The organism is Paenibacillus lautus (assembly GCF_050482385.1).
Classification (GTDB): domain Bacteria; phylum Bacillota; class Bacilli; order Paenibacillales; family Paenibacillaceae; genus Paenibacillus_AQ; species Paenibacillus_AQ lautus_B.
The window spans coordinates 59,042-75,313 of record NZ_JBCNHV010000015.1; the positions used below are offsets into that span (position 1 = coordinate 59,042).

At 48.8% G+C, this 16,272-nt stretch carries 11 protein-coding genes; 3 read left to right on the forward strand and 8 right to left on the reverse strand.

Annotated features, from left to right (window positions below; genetic code table 11):
• Position 1 precedes the first annotated feature (1 nt).
• From ABEW73_RS18795 to ABEW73_RS18805, 3 genes are read left to right on the forward strand one after another with little or no spacing between them, the layout of a single operon-like run.
• The gene (locus tag ABEW73_RS18795; protein WP_430165946.1) at positions 2 to 1,096 is read left to right on the forward strand and encodes a GerAB/ArcD/ProY family transporter; all 1,095 of its coding nucleotides are present in this window, start codon (positions 2 to 4) and stop codon (positions 1,094 to 1,096) included.
• Positions 1,093 to 1,302 carry a CLC_0170 family protein gene (locus ABEW73_RS18800; RefSeq protein WP_430165948.1) on the forward strand — a complete coding sequence of 70 codons (210 nt, stop codon included), beginning with the start codon at positions 1,093 to 1,095 and terminating at the stop codon, positions 1,300 to 1,302. Before ABEW73_RS18795 ends, ABEW73_RS18800 begins: the two co-directional genes overlap by 4 nt.
• A 33-nt stretch (positions 1,303 to 1,335) precedes the next feature.
• A complete protein-coding gene (locus tag ABEW73_RS18805) occupies positions 1,336 to 2,574 on the forward strand; it encodes a Ger(x)C family spore germination protein (protein WP_430165950.1) in 1,239 nt (412 codons plus the stop codon).
• A gap of 16 nt (positions 2,575 to 2,590) precedes the next feature.
• On the opposite strand, the gene ABEW73_RS18810 is transcribed toward ABEW73_RS18805, so the two are convergent.
• The 8 genes from ABEW73_RS18810 to ABEW73_RS18845 all read right to left on the reverse strand — a co-directional run bounded on the left by ABEW73_RS18810 (position 2,591) and on the right by ABEW73_RS18845 (position 16,264).
• A complete protein-coding gene (locus ABEW73_RS18810) occupies positions 2,591 to 4,972 on the reverse strand; it encodes a chondroitinase-B domain-containing protein (protein WP_430165952.1) in 2,382 nt (793 codons plus the stop codon).
• A gap of 42 nt (positions 4,973 to 5,014) precedes the next feature.
• Positions 5,015 to 6,139 (reverse strand): glycoside hydrolase family 88 protein, encoded by a 1,125-nt coding sequence (locus tag ABEW73_RS18815; protein ID WP_430165954.1) that lies wholly within the window; start codon positions 6,137 to 6,139, stop codon positions 5,015 to 5,017.
• Positions 6,140 to 6,154: 15 nt separating this feature from the next.
• Positions 6,155 to 7,045, reverse strand: coding sequence for a carbohydrate ABC transporter permease (locus ABEW73_RS18820; protein ID WP_213647257.1), 891 nt, complete (start codon positions 7,043 to 7,045; stop codon positions 6,155 to 6,157).
• 12 nt (positions 7,046 to 7,057) lie between these two features.
• Positions 7,058 to 8,026 (reverse strand): ABC transporter permease, encoded by a 969-nt coding sequence (locus ABEW73_RS18825; protein ID WP_430165956.1) that lies wholly within the window; start codon positions 8,024 to 8,026, stop codon positions 7,058 to 7,060.
• An 89-nt stretch (positions 8,027 to 8,115) separates the two neighbouring features.
• A complete protein-coding gene (locus ABEW73_RS18830; RefSeq protein ID WP_430165958.1) occupies positions 8,116 to 9,777 on the reverse strand; it encodes an extracellular solute-binding protein in 1,662 nt (553 codons plus the stop codon).
• 157 nt (positions 9,778 to 9,934) lie between these two features.
• Positions 9,935 to 12,265 (reverse strand): helix-turn-helix domain-containing protein, encoded by a 2,331-nt coding sequence (locus ABEW73_RS18835; RefSeq protein ID WP_430165960.1) that lies wholly within the window; start codon positions 12,263 to 12,265, stop codon positions 9,935 to 9,937.
• 104 nt (positions 12,266 to 12,369) lie between these two features.
• Complete coding sequence (locus tag ABEW73_RS18840) at positions 12,370 to 14,622, reverse strand: glycosyl hydrolase family 95 catalytic domain-containing protein (protein ID WP_430165962.1); 2,253 nt, start codon at positions 14,620 to 14,622, stop codon at positions 12,370 to 12,372.
• A gap of 13 nt (positions 14,623 to 14,635) precedes the next feature.
• Entirely contained in the window at positions 14,636 to 16,264 is a 1,629-nt protein-coding gene (locus ABEW73_RS18845) for a response regulator (protein WP_430165963.1), read from the reverse strand.
• Positions 16,265 to 16,272: the final 8 nt, after the last annotated feature.

The window sequence follows — 16,272 nt, forward strand, 5'->3', positions numbered from 1 at the left end:
CATGAATGAACAGCGCCAAATTACGGTCTTGCAGGCTTCTGCCGTTACAATCAGCACCATCGTTGGAGTAGGTGTTCTTGCACTTCCCTTGGCTGCGGCGAAGGCCGCAGATGCAGGAGCTCCGTTAGTCACTTTTTTGGGAATGCTGCTTGCGTTTGTCGGACTTTTTTTCATGACCCGGCTTGGCATGCGGTTCCCGAACGATTCATACATCGAGTATAGCGAGATCATCATCGGCAAATGGCTCGGTAGAATCGGAGGCCTTCTATCGATTGCTTTCTTTGCCGTTTTAAGCTCTCTTGTTGCAAGGGAGTTCGGAGAGGTTGTTGTCACAGCCGTTTTGAAAAATACGCCATTGGAGGTGACTGTACTGGTCATGTTGCTCTTGGCTGCTTTTTCTTCACGCCGAAATATTATGACCTTTACTTACATTCACTTATTTTACAGCCCCTTTATTCTAATTCCTGCGCTCTTGATCGTCGCCCTGTCGTTAAAAAACGCTGACATCGTCAATGTTCTTCCTGTGATGGGGAATGAAATTCGAGGAATACCGGCAGGCATTATTACATTGTCCACCATGTTCCAGGGATACTTCATTATGATGATGGTCATCCCTGCCATGTGCAAACCGGAAAGAGCGATGCGATCCAGCATATGGGCGATGGTGATTACCGGGGTGCTGTATATATTAATTGTCACGGCAACCGTTAGCGTGTTTGGGGCAGAGGAGACGAAGAAGCTGTTGTGGCCGACACTGGAGCTGGCAAAAGCAACTTCATTACCTGCCAATGTACTGGAACGTTTGGATGCGGTCTTTCTTGCAGTCTGGGTAACAGCTGTATTTACATCCTTGTTCTCTTGTTACTACTTTACGATTTACTCGATAAGCAAGTTATTCCGGTTAGCTGATCATGGGATGCTGTCCTTCTTCATCCTTCCGTTTGTGTTCGTCTTGGCCATGCTGCCCCAAAGTTTGATTCATTTGAATGAAGTGAACCGCGTGATATCCAAATTCGGACTGCTGATTACGATCGTTTATCCCGGAGTGCTGCTTATCATCGCCATGCTGCGTAAAAAAAGAGGGAAATCCAAATGATCGGTGAAATTTACAGCGGTTATCTGGATGTCGCCATTATAATCTGGGTGTTTTCTAGTTTGTTCAACCTGTTAATCGATACGAATAAGTATGATCAGTCGAACATGGCCAAGGAAAAAAAAGTATCTCGCGTGTTGGGCTGGATTAATATCGCGTTCGTAACGGTTTTGTTCCTGGGTATCGTCCTTGTCAAAGTCCTGGTGTGAGTGAGCATGTTCACAGAGTGTAGGAGGATTTCAATGAGTACAAGAATAAGCGTAAACCTAAACGTAAAATTCATGATCGTCCTTCTTCTATCGTGCTCACTCCTTACGGGATGCTGGGATCGGATGGAGATTGAAGAGCGTGCTGTCGTTCTGGGGATATCGATCGATACGGCTGAAAAGGGTGCTGAGGCACGTGAGGATGAAATATCTCATCTTCGTGGGAAATACCCTGCTCCGAAACAGGAATTAATCCAACTATCCGTTCAAATTGCGCTTCCCGGCAGAATACCGCTCGGGCCTGGTGAAGGCGGAGGTTCGGGAGAAGGTGAGCAAGAAACCGTGTGGGTGCTCGATGTTGTAGGACACACGGTCGACGATGCCATGATGAATTTACAGCAGCAAATATCAGGCAAATTGTTTTTTGGCCATCTCCGCGTCATCGTCGTATCCGAAGAGTTTGCCAGAAAAGGAATCGAGAATTTAAACGACTATCTACACCGTAATGCCGAAGTTCGCCGTATGGCCTGGTTGATGGTATCGAAAGGAAAAGCAAAAAATCATATGCAAGCAGCACCGAAATTGGAGCGAGTCCCGGCGCTGTATCTAGCGTCTACATTGGACGATGCTGTAAAGCATGGCAAGTTTCCAAGTAACTACATTGGGACGTTCTGGAGCAATTCTTCAAAGAAAGGTCAGGAAGGATTTCTGCCTTATATCAGAATCATGAAGGGGGAAAACGTGGAAATCAGCGGAATGGCTTTTTTTAAGGGGGCCAAAATGGTAGGCACGACAAAACCGTTTGAAATTGCCGGATACCTGGTCATCAAGGGAATCAGTCCGGCAGGATACCGCGGAATTATCCATATTGGGAGGGATTCCCAGGTCGTAATGATCCATGCGACGAACCGGGAATCGGAAATTAAAGTGGATATCAAGAACGGTATGCCCCATTTTACGATCACGGCAACGACGGAGATTAATATCGAAGAAAAAAACTCAGATACCATCCCGATCGATAACTCAAAAATTCTGGAGGAAATTGCACGCGAGAATGAGCGTTCCGTTACAGAATTATTAATCGGATTAATCCAAAAGACACAAAAAAAAGAATCCGATATATTCGGATTCGGAGAATTGGTAAGAGCCAAAGAACCATCGTATTGGAAAAGCCATGTTAAATCTGCAGAGCAATGGGGTGAAATCTATAAAAACGTAACCTTTGATTATCGTGTGACTTCGAAAGTTCGAAGAATGGGGATGAAGGCAGAATGATGTAGGGTATTCACCTTCAATTCGTCCAGGCTTCCGGGCCGACATCATGGACGGTAAGCGGAGGATTCGATCGCTGCTTGCCTGGCGCATATTCGTCTGCACCCACGTCAGGTATATAGCGGATCTGGCCATCCATGTCGTCCGCTGCAACGAATGGAGTCAGGGCAGCGTCCACGGCTGGACTATAGACGGATAATCGAATGAGGCCGTCCTTACTGCGCACCAAATGAAGTTCTTGTTTGTTCATCCCTCTGTCCACAATGGGGTTGTTAGAAATCGGTGCGTTCCCCGAGAGCATATTTCCCTTGTAGTCAGCCCGTTCCTGTTCGGGTGCTTGCATCACCGCATCGGTCTCCTGAAACATCGTGCCTGCATGGCTAAAGATCAGATTGTTATAAATCTTAGTCCCTACCGGCTGATAGGTTCTGCCGCCCAGATTGAAAGTTGTCGTTTGATTGCCGACATTCACGATCGTATTGTTGTAAATCTGAACGTTATACTGCCGCCAATGTCCACGCAAAAGTTCCGTTCTTTGTTCGGCCGGCAGATCGCCAAGCCTTGCCGTTTGCTCTTGGTTTCCACCCCAACGAACGATTGGATTCGTACTGCCTTCCGGTCCGCCGTCATGCGTTCCGCCATCAAGACGAATCACTTTGTCGGTAAGACCCTCCATGTAATTGTTATAGATTTTGTGATCGTTGCCGTATATCCGAAACCCGCTGCTGCCCGGAGTCACTCCATCGCCGATCAGATGGTTGCCATAGAAGCTGTTACGGTTTCCATGTCGCGACACAATCCCGCCGTATGAATCACGAATCGTGTTGTACCGTATGATATTGTCACTGCTCTTCACCGATATCACTTCATCTTCACCGTTAAACCCGTCAAACAAATTGTACTGAACCGTGATATAACCGGAAGAGAGCGAGGTACTGGAAAGTCCAAGCCTGATGGCTTCCAACCCGTTGGTTACCCGGGGGCCGATACCGTGAAAATAGTTATACTCAATGACATCGTATTGCGATATATGCTGTCCGCGATGTCCCTCACCGTCATAAATCACGACTGCGCCAAAGCCCTTCTTCGGCCCAATATCATTATAAGCGATCCGGTTATGGCTGCTTGTTCCTTCGACTCGGATATAATGCCTGTGGGTGCCATTGTCCGTGATCAGTTTCGGATCTTCATAAGGCGTTAATCCCTCATATACTTCCCCATTCGGGTCATACTCTTCACCGCTGTACCGGCAGCTGTTCTCCACATTGAGCAGGCACCATACATATCGGTTTTGAGCTTTAAATCGGTAGGGCTGGCCAGTTTCATCCAAGGCAAAGACGTTGCCCAGAATGGAGATTCGGCTGGAGCTTTCCAATTGAATGCCTGGGTGTACCCCTGTAAGCGCCCGATTTGCCAATCCCCGATCAATCAAGGACTGTTTTCCATTCTCGTCGCCGATCCCGTTCCGGAACGTGAGTCCGCTGACTTCAACATAACTTGAATTTTCAATGTGCATATAACTATTTCCGGTTATGGTTACCTTGCCGGGCTTCCCGGTAATTCGAATCGGATAGGCCGCAGAGCCGTGTTTATCCTTCACAACAAACGGACCGTTCTGCTCATAGGTCCCGTCCTTCAGTTCAATCAGCGTACCGGCAACTGCCTGATCCAGTGCCTGCTGCAATTGCACCGCCGTGCTGACCGAGACGCGCTTCATCTCAGGGAGCTTCACATCTTCCTCCTTCTCTTCGCCAGCGTTTGGAGGAAGTGGTGGTTGGGGTTCCTCCGGTGATTCGCCCGGCACTTTCCCTGCGTAAAGCTCTACTTCCATGATACTGTTCCAGTTTCCCGAACTTCCGCTGGCGTTATTGCCATATCCGATCAACCGCAAATACCTGGCCTTCACCGGATTCTGTAACACATATGTTTGCATGATACGATCTTCCGGTTTCAGCTGCCGGCTGAACTGTCGTTCCAAAACAACGGTGCCGGATTGGAAATCTTCGGTATTCGAAGCTAATATCTCAAAGCTCGACTGACGCTCTCTAGCATTCAAAAAGGCAATGTTCACATACGTGACGGTATGTTCCGTGCCTAGATCAAATTGCAGCCATTGACCTTGACCGGAAGCGGACCAGCGACTTTGCTCGCTCTCCGCGTCCTCGCCCCATACCCCATCCAGTACATTCCCAGGCACGTAATTCGTGCCCGGCTGATAGCTGCTTGCCGTTACTGTGCTCTCAATCCGACTCATGCTGCTGCTCCCTCCTGCATCGCTCGAAGCCCCTTGGGCTTCTGAAGGCGTCATCACCAGTGTTCCGATCAAAAGGATCCATACCAGTACCAAACTTATCGATGTGTGAATCCGTTGGTTTTTTAATGCGTTTAATAACGTTTTCATATCCGTTCACCTCTCTATCGAATATTAACGTCCCATAACCAATTAAAATACGCGATGGACCCAGCCCCGAAGCTTCGCGAGAGCCTCGATGTAATAATAATCCCCATAAATAAGCGACACATTAATATTGGTATCAGCCGGCTTATGGCCGGTTCCGCCAAACAGGATCCCTTCATGCTCAGGAGCCTGGAAAGCTGCGTACTCCGTCGACAAAGCCAGGACGATTCGCTCAGCAGCTTTCCGGTATACAGCCCCAACTTCCGGAGTTGTCAAAGCAGCGAGCTCCAACAATCCGGAGGCGGCAATGGCCGCAGCGGAGGTGTCACGAGGCTCGGTATCGGGATTCGGTACCCGGAAGTCCCATGGCGGTACCCCCTGCCCTTGTAAGGAAGCTATAAAATGATGAGCTACCCGCTCGGCGGCGTACAAATAATCCTTATTGTTCGTGTAGCGGTAAGCGTTAGCCATCCCATACAGCGCCCATGCATTCCCTCTTGACCAGCAGGAATCCGGGGCATAACCCTGCCAGCCCATATACTCCAGCAAATTCCCGCTTTCGGGATCAAACGAAGCAACATGACAGGTGGATCCATCGGCACGGATCATATGCTGCAAAGCCATATTCGCATGGGCATTCGCAACGTGACGAAATCTTGGGTCTTCTCCTTCTTCGGCAGCCCAGTACAAGAGGGACAGGTTCATGAGGCAATCGATAATAGCCCAGCCCGGGAGATCCTTGTTCCATGCCCTGATGTACTGGCCTGCCAAGTTAAATCGTCCGGCCAGAAAATTAGCCGCCGCAAGTCCGCGCCTTCTGCCATCTTCATCGCCGGTTAACTTATATTTCAGTACGGCTGTCGGCAAATACTGAAACCCGACATCATGATGAAAGCGACTCTCTTCAAGAGTCAATCGTTCCATCCGTATATCCCACTCCCACGCCGCTTCCTGATACTTCGCCTCTCCGGTCATATCGTAAAAGATCCACAGCATTCCCGGCCAAAACCCTGAAATCCAGTTGTCCAGGGTCAAGCCGTCGTATTCCCCGCCCTTGGCCGCATGCGGAGCAAGCTCAGGCTTTCTAGCCAACATCCGGTCCACCTTCAACCGAGCACCATTCCACCACATATCCAAATCGAGTTCATGTTGAATCTTTAATTTACTCATCATATCCTCCTGTCGTTATCCTTTAATGGCACCAATTAGAGCACCTTTCACAAAATACTTCTGTAGAAACGGATAGACCAGCAGAATCGGTACCGTCGCAACGATAATGGTCGCATGCTTCAGCGTTTCGCCGATGACGGCGACCTCCCCTCCGCTCGCTCCGCTTGCCATGGAGCTTGCATCATTCAGAAGCAGCAGCTCTCGCAGGACAAGCTGCAGCGGATACAAGGAGCGGTCCTGTAAATAGATCATGGCTTGGAACCATGAGTTCCAGTGGCTGACACCGTAATACAGCAGCATGACGGCGATGACCGGCATACACAGCGGCATCATGATCCGGAATAGGATGACGAATTCATTGGCTCCATCGATCTTGGCGGATTCCTCCAGACTATCAGGCACCGCCTCAAAAGCCGTTCTCATGATAATTAGATTAAAAGCAGATATGGCCTGCGGAATAATTAAGGACCACAGCGTATTGGTAAGCTCCAGGCCTTTCACTGTAAAATACAGCGGAATCAACCCCCCGCTGAAGAACATGGTGAATACGATAAACAGCATCAGCTGCTTACGATATCGTAAACCCTTACGGGACAGCGCATACGCTCCGAATGCGGTCAATATAATATTGAGCACCAAGCCTCCAGAAACGATAAGGAACGTATTTAAATATCCTTGAATAATCATCGGATTATCAAACACGAGCCGGTAAGCGTTAAATGTGATATCCAGCGGCTTCCATAGAATCCCCGAATGCTGCATGTAACGGGTAGGATCACTCAAGGAAGCAAACAGCACATAAATCAATGGGTATAAGGTACATAACGTGATTACGGTCAACAAGATGTAATTAAAAACATCAAACAGCTTTTCACCGACCGATCGATTCCCAGCTCTCCATTCCATTCCTTTCACCTCCTACCACAAGCTGGTTTTGTTCATTCTGCGGCTCAGCCAGTTTGAGCCGATGACAAGCGTGAAATTGATGGCCGAATTGAACAGCCCTACTGCCGAGCTGAAGCTGTAATTGAATTCCTGCAGCCCGACCCGGTACACATAGGAGCTAATGACGTCTGCGGTATCGTAGATTGACGGGTTATAAAGCAGGATGATTTTCTCGCTGCCGACGTTCATCAGCCTGCCGATCTCAAGAATGAACAGGATGATAATCGTAGGCATGATCCCCGGCAAGGTCACATTCAACATTTGCCTCCACCGATTGGCTCCATCGATCTTCGCGGCCTCATATTGTTCCTGGTCGATACCGGCCAGGGCGGCAAGGTAGATAATGGTTCCCCAGCCGATGTTCTGCCAAATTCCGGAGGTTACGAAGAGGGTCCGAAAATATTCAGACTCCAGCAGAAGGGAGACCCGTTCCCATCCGAAAAAAGCCAAGATATCGTTGATTAACCCGTCACTCATCGTAAATTCCTTAATGATGCCGCAAACAACGACCAGCGAAATAAAATGCGGCATATACGTTATGGTTTGAACCGTGCGTTTGAATGCGGTTTTTCTCACCTCGTTCAGCAGGAGCGCCAATATAATGGGTGCCGGAAAGCCAAAGAGAAGTTCATAAAAGCTGATCAACAGCGTATTTTTGACGACCCGCCAGAAATAAATGCCGTTAAAAAACGATTCGAAGTGCTCCCAGCCAGCCCATGGGCTTCCCATGATGCCAAGACGTGGAGAGAAATCCTTAAAGGCGATGGACGCCCCGTACATGGGGAAATAATGAAAAACCGCGAAGTATAGAAGTACCGGAATTAACATGATGTACAGGAAAGGATTTTTACTAATGTCCTTCAGCAAGCCCCAATTTCGAGGATTCAGTCCTACCGAGTTTGAAGGAATTGACGTGCGTGTCGGAGGCGGAAGTTTCGCCATGCCGTTCTCACTCCCTATGTTCTGTCTATTGAAGGTTCAAGTTACTAAGGGGAATGAACCCGCTCCATTCCCCTCGGCTCAAGATTTCATTATCGGCTGTTGTATCGATCCAGAGCGCTTTGATAGATTTCAACCGCGCGCTCAATCCCCAGCTTCTTGATTTGCTCCACATACTTGTCATAACTCTCCATCGGCTCCTTGCCGACAATGAACTTGACAAACATTTCCTCTTTATAGTTGCTTACTTCGGTTAGAATCTTGCCAAGCTCCTTGCTCTCTTCGGCGGTTGGCGTCAGGAAGCTAGGCAGTATATGCTTCTCGGCATTCGTCTTCGCCCACACTTTCACGGCCTCATCCTGCTCAGGGTACGTATTCCAATTCCGACGTTCATCCGCTTCGTATGGACCATTCGGCTTGGAATACTGCGATACCATCTGCTGCAGACTGTATTTCTCATTATTTTTAATCAAATCGGTATAGGCTGGAGCACCGTTCTCCAACACGTAGCTCTCTCCTTCAATGCCGAAGTTGTAGAGCATCGCACCCTCATCGCTGTAGGCATAATCAAGCCAGCGTACGATCAGTTCCGGATTTTTCGCGGCGCTTGTGATGGCTTTGCTTGGTCCCGGATTGTACTTGAAATCCCGTTGTCCAATAAAAGGAACTTCGTCTTTAAGGAGAGTTGGATATGGAGCGCCAACCAACTTGAATTTCGGATCCTGCTCCTTCATGGCATCCATCCATTTTCCCATGCCACCGCTGAGGAGATTTACCGTTGCTCCGGTCTGCCCGGTCAGAATCTTGTTATCCAACGCTTTGGTATCGGTGAGCGCAAAATCCTTGTCAAACAATCCTTCCGCAAACCACTTGCGGAATAAGGCCAGAAAATCTTTATACTGCGGATCTATAGGCCCATACTTCACCTTTCCTTCATCGTCCACATAGAAGGAGTTTGACGTGCGATAAGCTCCGATAAAGGCATCGCGGATCTCAAAATTCCCTCCAGTGTAAGTCACACTGAGCGGTGCTTTGGCCCCCTTCTCGTCACGAAAGGCGATTAACGTCTTCTCCCATTCCTCTATGGTCGTTGGAACTGGAAGACCAAGCTCATCCAGCCAATCCTGACGGATCATGGGACCCCGGAAGACGAGCCCGGACGGATTGCGAATCATGGGAAATACATAATATTTGCCGCTATCTGTCTTGACCATGCGATCAAGCGTCGGATCTGCTTCGAGTTTCTTCTTCAGGTTCGGCGCGTATTGATCAATCAGCTCATTGAGCTCCAGAATGACGCCGTCCTGAATGGCTTTCTCCGGTCCGCCCGGATAGGATCCCGCACTTCGTCCGGTCCAATCGTATTCAATGACATCCGGTAGCTCATCGGACGCGATCATCAGATTGAACTGCTCCGCCGTCTGCTGATCATTCGGATGAATATACTCCACCTGAACTCCTGTTTTATCGGCAAGCGCTTTCCCGAACGGCGTTTCTGCAAGGTTGGAATAGAAGGTTACCGCATTCATGTTCAAGATTTCCCATGACGTGATCGATTCGGTTGTATTTAACGGATACGATGAACCGATTGCAGTGGATGTCCCCTTCCCGGCCTCGTTCGGCTTAGCGTCCGGCGTGGTATCCTTACCTCCCGACGAACATCCCGCAAGCACCAGACTTGTTAACAATATGGCGGTCAGTCCTGACTTTACATTTCGCAACAAGCTGTCTTTGACCAGCAAACGTTGAACCATCATCATTCCCCCGATTGTAAGATAAGGTGTAGGATAGGCCAGCATGTTGCCCTATCCGTTGTCATTGTTCAATAAAACCCGTATCCCTTACCATAGACAAAATCTAAAATCGCAGGCAATTCCTTAAAAATCGATGGTTTTTCATGAAAAATCCGGTTTACGGTGCGGCTTTCTGATATTTCCCCGGGGTAACGCCTTCGAATTTTTTAAAGATTCGTAAAAACGTGCTAACATCCGCATAACCGACCCGGCTAGCGATTTCATTGACAGTAAGCTTTTGCAAAATAAGCAGTTCTTTTGCTTTGGACAGACGGAGGCGGTTAATGGTATCCAGCAAGGCTTCTCCTATAAATTCCTTGTACAGTCTCGATATATATGAAGGGGTCATTTGAAAAGCGTCGCCAATCATTGAAATATTCAATTTAGGATCATACAGATGGTCTTGGACATACTGCGAGACATCCTCGATTAAATAACGGTGGTGATTCCGTTTCTCGGCCAGGATCCATTCACAGACCTGCGCAAGCATCTGTTTCATCCGTTCCTTCATTTCCGGCACATGATCGCACTCGAGCAATTGATCGGCGTCGATAAAATGTTCTTCATCGGTTCGCTTGCTGCCCGCCCTCACTTCCTCAAGCGTATTCAGCATCGTGCTTGCCAGGTTGTACATCAGGCATTTGGCGAGTGGCACCGAAACCGGGTGCTTGGAAAAGTTGGCTTGAAATATATCATCCAAAATGGCTTCCGCTTTGTCGTAGTTCCCGCTCTTCACCAAACCTATAAACTGCTGCTCGACACTCAAAGGATAATAAAATTGACGGGATTGCGTGCTCCTGTCCATCAGAGTGTCCGTATACGGGATGAACTGCCCGCTGCCCATCACGATCCGATATTCAAGCGCGGTCTGCGCCTCTTGATAAGAAAGAGCGATGCCGTGTAAATCCGAATGAACTTGACCTACAGCCACGGTAAGCTCTGCCTCGATATGCTTTCGCATGAAATCTTGAACCTGGGCCAGTATTCGATTCAATACGGTTTGCTCCTGCTCCACTGGCAAGCTCGTTTTAAAATTAATGACACAAGCAAGCGCTTCGTTCATTTCTGTTGTGAACACAAGCGCTTCATCGGAAGCCGTATCCTCAAATACATTCGTTAGTATGAAATAAAGCATTTGCTGCTTCTGATCCGGGAGCCCGCGAATGCCAAACTGCTCAAACTTGCCATAATGATCGATCGATATCAGCAGGACAACGGATCGGGCGGATTGAAACTGTATATCGTGAGCAGGCAGCGTTGTATGGAGAGACTGATCTTGATCGGCGTAGCCCTTTAAAAGTCGCCGCAACAAATGCGCCCGTATTGTATTGCGATGTTTATGAAGCGCCGTCTGCATATCTGCCTTGTCATGAAAATATTGCTGAATCGTCCCCTGCAAGAACGTGTATTCATTGGCTCCCCCGTCAAACCTCAGTCCGAATTTTTTGGATAAACTTTGCAGCATCACTTGAACTGGCATATAGTTTCTGCGCAAGAACAATACCGTAACAATACCTCCAATAAACAAGCTCAGGGCGATGCTGATCCATGTCAGATGGCGTAATTCTTTCATTTTCTCATCGAATAATGCCGCTGGCAGTACGGATACATATTTCCACCCGGTTACTTGCGACGTGATATAGGAAACCGCGAACTGCTCCGCGCCAGAGTCTATATAGATCATCCCGCTATCGCCTTGCAGCTGCTCATAACTTAGACCAGCAGGTACGGCCGAATCCTGTCGCGATGCAGCGATATACATGCTATCCGTATCTATAATAAACATACTGGCATCCTTTTGCCGGGGAGCGCTCTCGATGAGTTTCGAATCCTTGATTAAGAACAGGACAACAGCCGGTGGCTGGGCCGGGGAATTAAATACGAGGGAATGTGCAAATACGACCACCGGGAAGCTCTGAAGACCATCTTGAAACTCCATTGATTTGTAACCGTTTACATATCGTTGCTCAAACAGCCCCTTCCACTTCTCATAAGAGGGTTCGCCACTCTGCCGCAGTTTTTGATAGAGCCCCCTGCCGCTTGTATGACCATACGTTGAAATCACCGTATCACTGTTCAAATACATCACGTAAATATCCTCAATCGAATCGTTTGCATTTTTATAAGTTCGTAGGCTTTCCGATATGCTGAACACATCGTAATACTGATGATCACGGAGCGGTAACTCCACGCTGGAAAATGCCGAAATCCCCTTGTTTAGCGCGATTTCCAGGCTTAAACGCTCCAGACTTTTCAGCTTGCTGTCAATGGACATTTCCATCTGCTGAAGAAGCAATTCGTTTGCCCGATTGGTCTCGCTCTTCACTTGATGGTATGAGAATGAATACAGCACAAAGCTGATCAGAATCGGCACCATTAATACGGTGACATAAGAGAACAGCCATGCCATAATGACGCTGCGGTTATATTTACGAAGGATGCTGAACATGTACTTTTCCTCCTTATAGCCTTTGGTGATAACAAGAGCAGCCTTTATAGGGATAAGGCTGCTCTAAAGACAAGAACGGTTGCAGGTTAACGAATAACTACGGATTATTTGGGAATCCCATACAATCTCCACGGTTTACGACTGCCAAACAGATTGCATTTGCCCTTCTCAGCAGGGACAGGCGAGATGCGGAATCGAGTGGATTCGCTCCAACGGGCCCTGTAAATGTAAGCTTCCTCACCAGGCTTCAGAGCCAGATCGATCGTCCCATCTGCCTGGATTGGACACTTCCTGGAGATTCCCCCGATGTCAATATCCAGGCCGTCGTCCGCAGATGTGGCCATATCCGTTACAATCCGGCAGGGCTCTCCGGCAAGACTGCAAATATGTATCCAAGCGGTGCGCCCTTCCTCCCGAACAGCGCTAACAAGGAAGCTTCCTTCTGCCCGCAGCTGATGGAATGCCGACTCCGGCCACTCTTTAGGGACTGCAGGGAAAACGAAGATCCGCTCCCCTCTACTCTGAAGCAGCATGTCATGGATCGATTCAGCCCCGGCCAGTGGCGTTTCAATGACCGGCCCCGCTTCTTTGTACATGGTGTTCGGCTTAATGAGATGCATTAAACTCCGCAAGTACGCGAGGGCTTCATCTCCTAAACCCAACTTGGCTGCGATGGAGGCGGCTCCAGTGAAGCTAAATCCGCGCAAATCTCCTTCAAGGCCGATCCAATGCCGGAGCGAGCGAAGAATCAGCTCCTTCTCCTCTTCAGTATCGCCGACGATATGCAGTGGAAAGGCCGCCAGCATATGGCTGAAATGGCGGTGTCCGAATTCCATACGCTGACCCTCGCCGATCATATAACCGGATGAATCCTCCGGAAAAGGTACCAATCGCTCAAGGACTTCCCGCCATCGATCATGAAGCGAGTCATGAACACCAAGCTGATCCGTTATGCGGATTAAGGTTTCACATCCCCAGCGCAGCAGCGCTAAATCGTAATGAGAATCGGCTGTCTTCAGCTGCTTAAAGGACCCATATTCCGGTGAGATTGTGGGAGGTAAATGAAGACGGCCGTCCTGCCCTTCCTCAAGAAGGTGCAAATATAAACCCACACTGCGCCGGAGAAGAGGATATACCAAGCTTCGCAGCATATGATCATCCATAGCATAACGGTAATGACGCCAAGCGTTATGCATGACCCAAGTTAAATTCCCCACCTCATCCGTGACCGGACTGTCCAGATCATAGCTTGAACTTCGACCGAGTCCTGCCGAGTCCGCGCGGTAAGCTTCGGGAACATTACGGATCAATTGGTCCTGATGCTCCTGCAGGGAACGAATCAGCGACATGCCCAGATGGAGGCGATTCGCCGTATAAATCGGAGAGTAGCTCATCTGCACGTTCATATTGAACCATAATCCAGGCCATGGCGTAGAAGTGAGCCACGGACCTTGATTATCGATAGGCAATGCGTTCCCACGGGTCGCAGAAGCCAGCTTATACATCTGTATCCAATAAAAGCTTTCCAGCTGCTGCTCCGGTATGGAAATAAAGCTTTCCGGATAGTAATGATGCCACCACCTGCGATGGTCATGAATCCAGGCTTCCCAGCCTGAGGATGAGTTCGGCACTACCCCAAGTTCCCGTAACGCCTGATCACAAGCGGCATCGTCCACGCCATTCATCACGGTTAAGATACAGATTTGCCGATGCCAGCTTTCCGACTTCTGCTCAGACTGGTCAGTAAGTCGAGTTAGCCAAGCCGTAGTGCAGCCCTCCCCGCTTCCATATTCCTGAATGCCGATCGATACCTCACCGGATTCCAAATGCTGAACGGTGGTTTCGGGAAGGTATTGGTTGAGATTAATCCCGTCCGCGTTCTTCAAAACAGGGTCAACCTCCGGATAGGCGTACCACTTCAGCTTCGCATCGCGTTCACCTTCATCTGCATCCAGCTCCACGACAAGTACAGGAGCCAATGCATGCACAAACGCACGAATTCTGACTTCTCCCTTCGTTGTCGGTATAACCGCCCTCAATTCCGCGTTCCATAATTCCAGCCGCATTTCAAAGGGCTGATAAATCCATCCCTCCAGCTCCAATGCGAGCTCGCCAATTGGCACGCGGACCGGGAAGGCCTGTTCACCCGGACGTGATGCGGTTATATCGGAGCGTCCAAGCACAAATCGCAGCACATTCCGTTTATCCCGATGTTCTTCACTATAAATCATCGCTCCGAGCATGCCGTTTCCAAGAAAAGCCCCTTCATCCCAGCTGATCGGACGCGTCGTCCACAACATATCGTGTCTGAACATAAACACCGGCCAGTCAATGGCATTCTCTATGCGGGTAGTCACGATATCCCTCCTATTACAATGAAATGTTGTTTCTTATGTGTGCCTGCTTGAATTCCGATGGTGTCATCTGCGTATATTTTTTGAATACGTCGGTAAAATACCGCCGCTCCACATAACCAAGCGACTCCGCAATCTCCTGAATTTGCCGATCCTCCAAGAGCAGCCGCTTGGCCAGCTCCATTCGTTCTTGAGTGACGAATTGACTAAATGCCATTCCCGTCACTTTCTTGAATAAGCCAGCAAAATAACTTGGGCTCAAGTGAACTGCCTTCGCGCAAGCACTTAAGCTGAGGTCCTGATCCAGCTTGGATTTCACATAATGAATAGCTTCCTGGATGATTTTTGCGGCGGCGGAGCGATTCTGGTTCTCGATGCGTTCACAGCCTAGCGTCACGATACTATGCAAAATCTTCTTCATGTCCGTTAAGGACCTCTCCGAGCTGACCCGCCCTTCCCGAACGATCATGTTCAAATCGGACAGTTCATTCATCGGTACCTTATCTTGAATCGCCCTTAGCATCATGTACGCCAGCTCATAGTACAGGCTGATGAAGTATTCCGGCTTGGGAAGCGGCGACCTGTTCGTAAACTCATTCAGGATATGATCGAGCGTCCGTAAGGCTTGGTCGACGTTTCCGGATTGTAAGGCATAGACCATTTCCTGCTCTGCGGTCCGTATGCTGCGCGGCAAGCACATTTCCGTATTAGCTACATCTTCATATGAAATCACCGCATTGCCTCCGGTATAGAAATGGTATGACAGGGCATGCAACGCCTGATCATATGATGAGTACAATTCATGGATATACATGACGGGTCTGCCAATTCCTATGGATATCGTTAATGAAGTATATAATCTAACATGCTGACAGCACGCTTCTGCTATGGCTGCCGCTGAAGCTGATAACGGTGTATTCAGCACCGCTACTAAGCGGTTAGCCGAATCCCGGAATACCATCCCCCTTGTATACAAAGCGATGGTTTCCTCCGTAATATTCTTCAATGCAAACCGAGCGAGCTCCAGTTCATTCATCGGTGAATCTCGATGCTTGTCATCAAATCCGTCGATTTCAAGAATCATGACGAGCAGATGCCTGGACTCCAGATCCGGCTTTACATATTCCCACCGCTGCTCCGCCTCCTGTTCGTCCACCTTATGATGTAACAATAACGTGAACAATTCCTGACGCAGGAACGGCATACTCTCCTGAACCCGCTGCTCTAATTCAGCGATATGATCCTCTTGGTTTCGTATCGCTTCAATTTCTTTTTTGGCCTTTACAACGATTTCCTCGATATGAGCCAGTGAAAAGGGCTTTGTTATAAAGTCAAACGCCCCAAGCTGAACCGCTTGCCTGGCATATTCGAAATCGCTGAAACCTGTCATCAATATAACTTTGCTTCGAGGCAGCAACTCTTTGACGCGTCGGGTCAATTCCAGACCATCGAGCTTCGGCATTCGAATATCCGTCACGATGATATCCGGTTTGCACGAGGTGATCAACATGAGTCCATCTTCTCCATTGATTGCCGTCCCGCTTACGGATATCCCATGACGTTCCCAGTTGATTTGCTTGGATATGCCATCGACAACACTCTGAATGTCATCAATAAAGCAAATCGTTGTCGTTATTGCGCTCATCGGTTTGA

Excerpts from the sequence above, each read along its gene's own strand:
- ABEW73_RS18795 (WP_430165946.1), top strand. The coding sequence starts at position 2 with ATGAATGAACAGCGCCAAATTACGGTCTTGCAGGCTTCTGCCGTTACA.
- ABEW73_RS18800 (WP_430165948.1), top strand. The coding sequence starts at position 1,093 with ATGATCGGTGAAATTTACAGCGGTTATCTGGATGTCGCCATTATAATC.
- ABEW73_RS18805 (WP_430165950.1), top strand. The coding sequence starts at position 1,336 with ATGAGTACAAGAATAAGCGTAAACCTAAACGTAAAATTCATGATCGTC.
- ABEW73_RS18810 (WP_430165952.1), bottom strand. The coding sequence starts at position 4,972 with ATGAAAACGTTATTAAACGCATTAAAAAACCAACGGATTCACACATCG.
- ABEW73_RS18815 (WP_430165954.1), bottom strand. The coding sequence starts at position 6,139 with ATGAGTAAATTAAAGATTCAACATGAACTCGATTTGGATATGTGGTGG.
- ABEW73_RS18820 (WP_213647257.1), bottom strand. The coding sequence starts at position 7,045 with ATGGAATGGAGAGCTGGGAATCGATCGGTCGGTGAAAAGCTGTTTGAT.
- ABEW73_RS18825 (WP_430165956.1), bottom strand. The coding sequence starts at position 8,026 with ATGGCGAAACTTCCGCCTCCGACACGCACGTCAATTCCTTCAAACTCG.
- ABEW73_RS18830 (WP_430165958.1), bottom strand. The coding sequence starts at position 9,777 with ATGGTTCAACGTTTGCTGGTCAAAGACAGCTTGTTGCGAAATGTAAAG.
- ABEW73_RS18835 (WP_430165960.1), bottom strand. The coding sequence starts at position 12,265 with ATGTTCAGCATCCTTCGTAAATATAACCGCAGCGTCATTATGGCATGG.
- ABEW73_RS18845 (WP_430165963.1), bottom strand. The coding sequence starts at position 16,264 with ATGAGCGCAATAACGACAACGATTTGCTTTATTGATGACATTCAGAGT.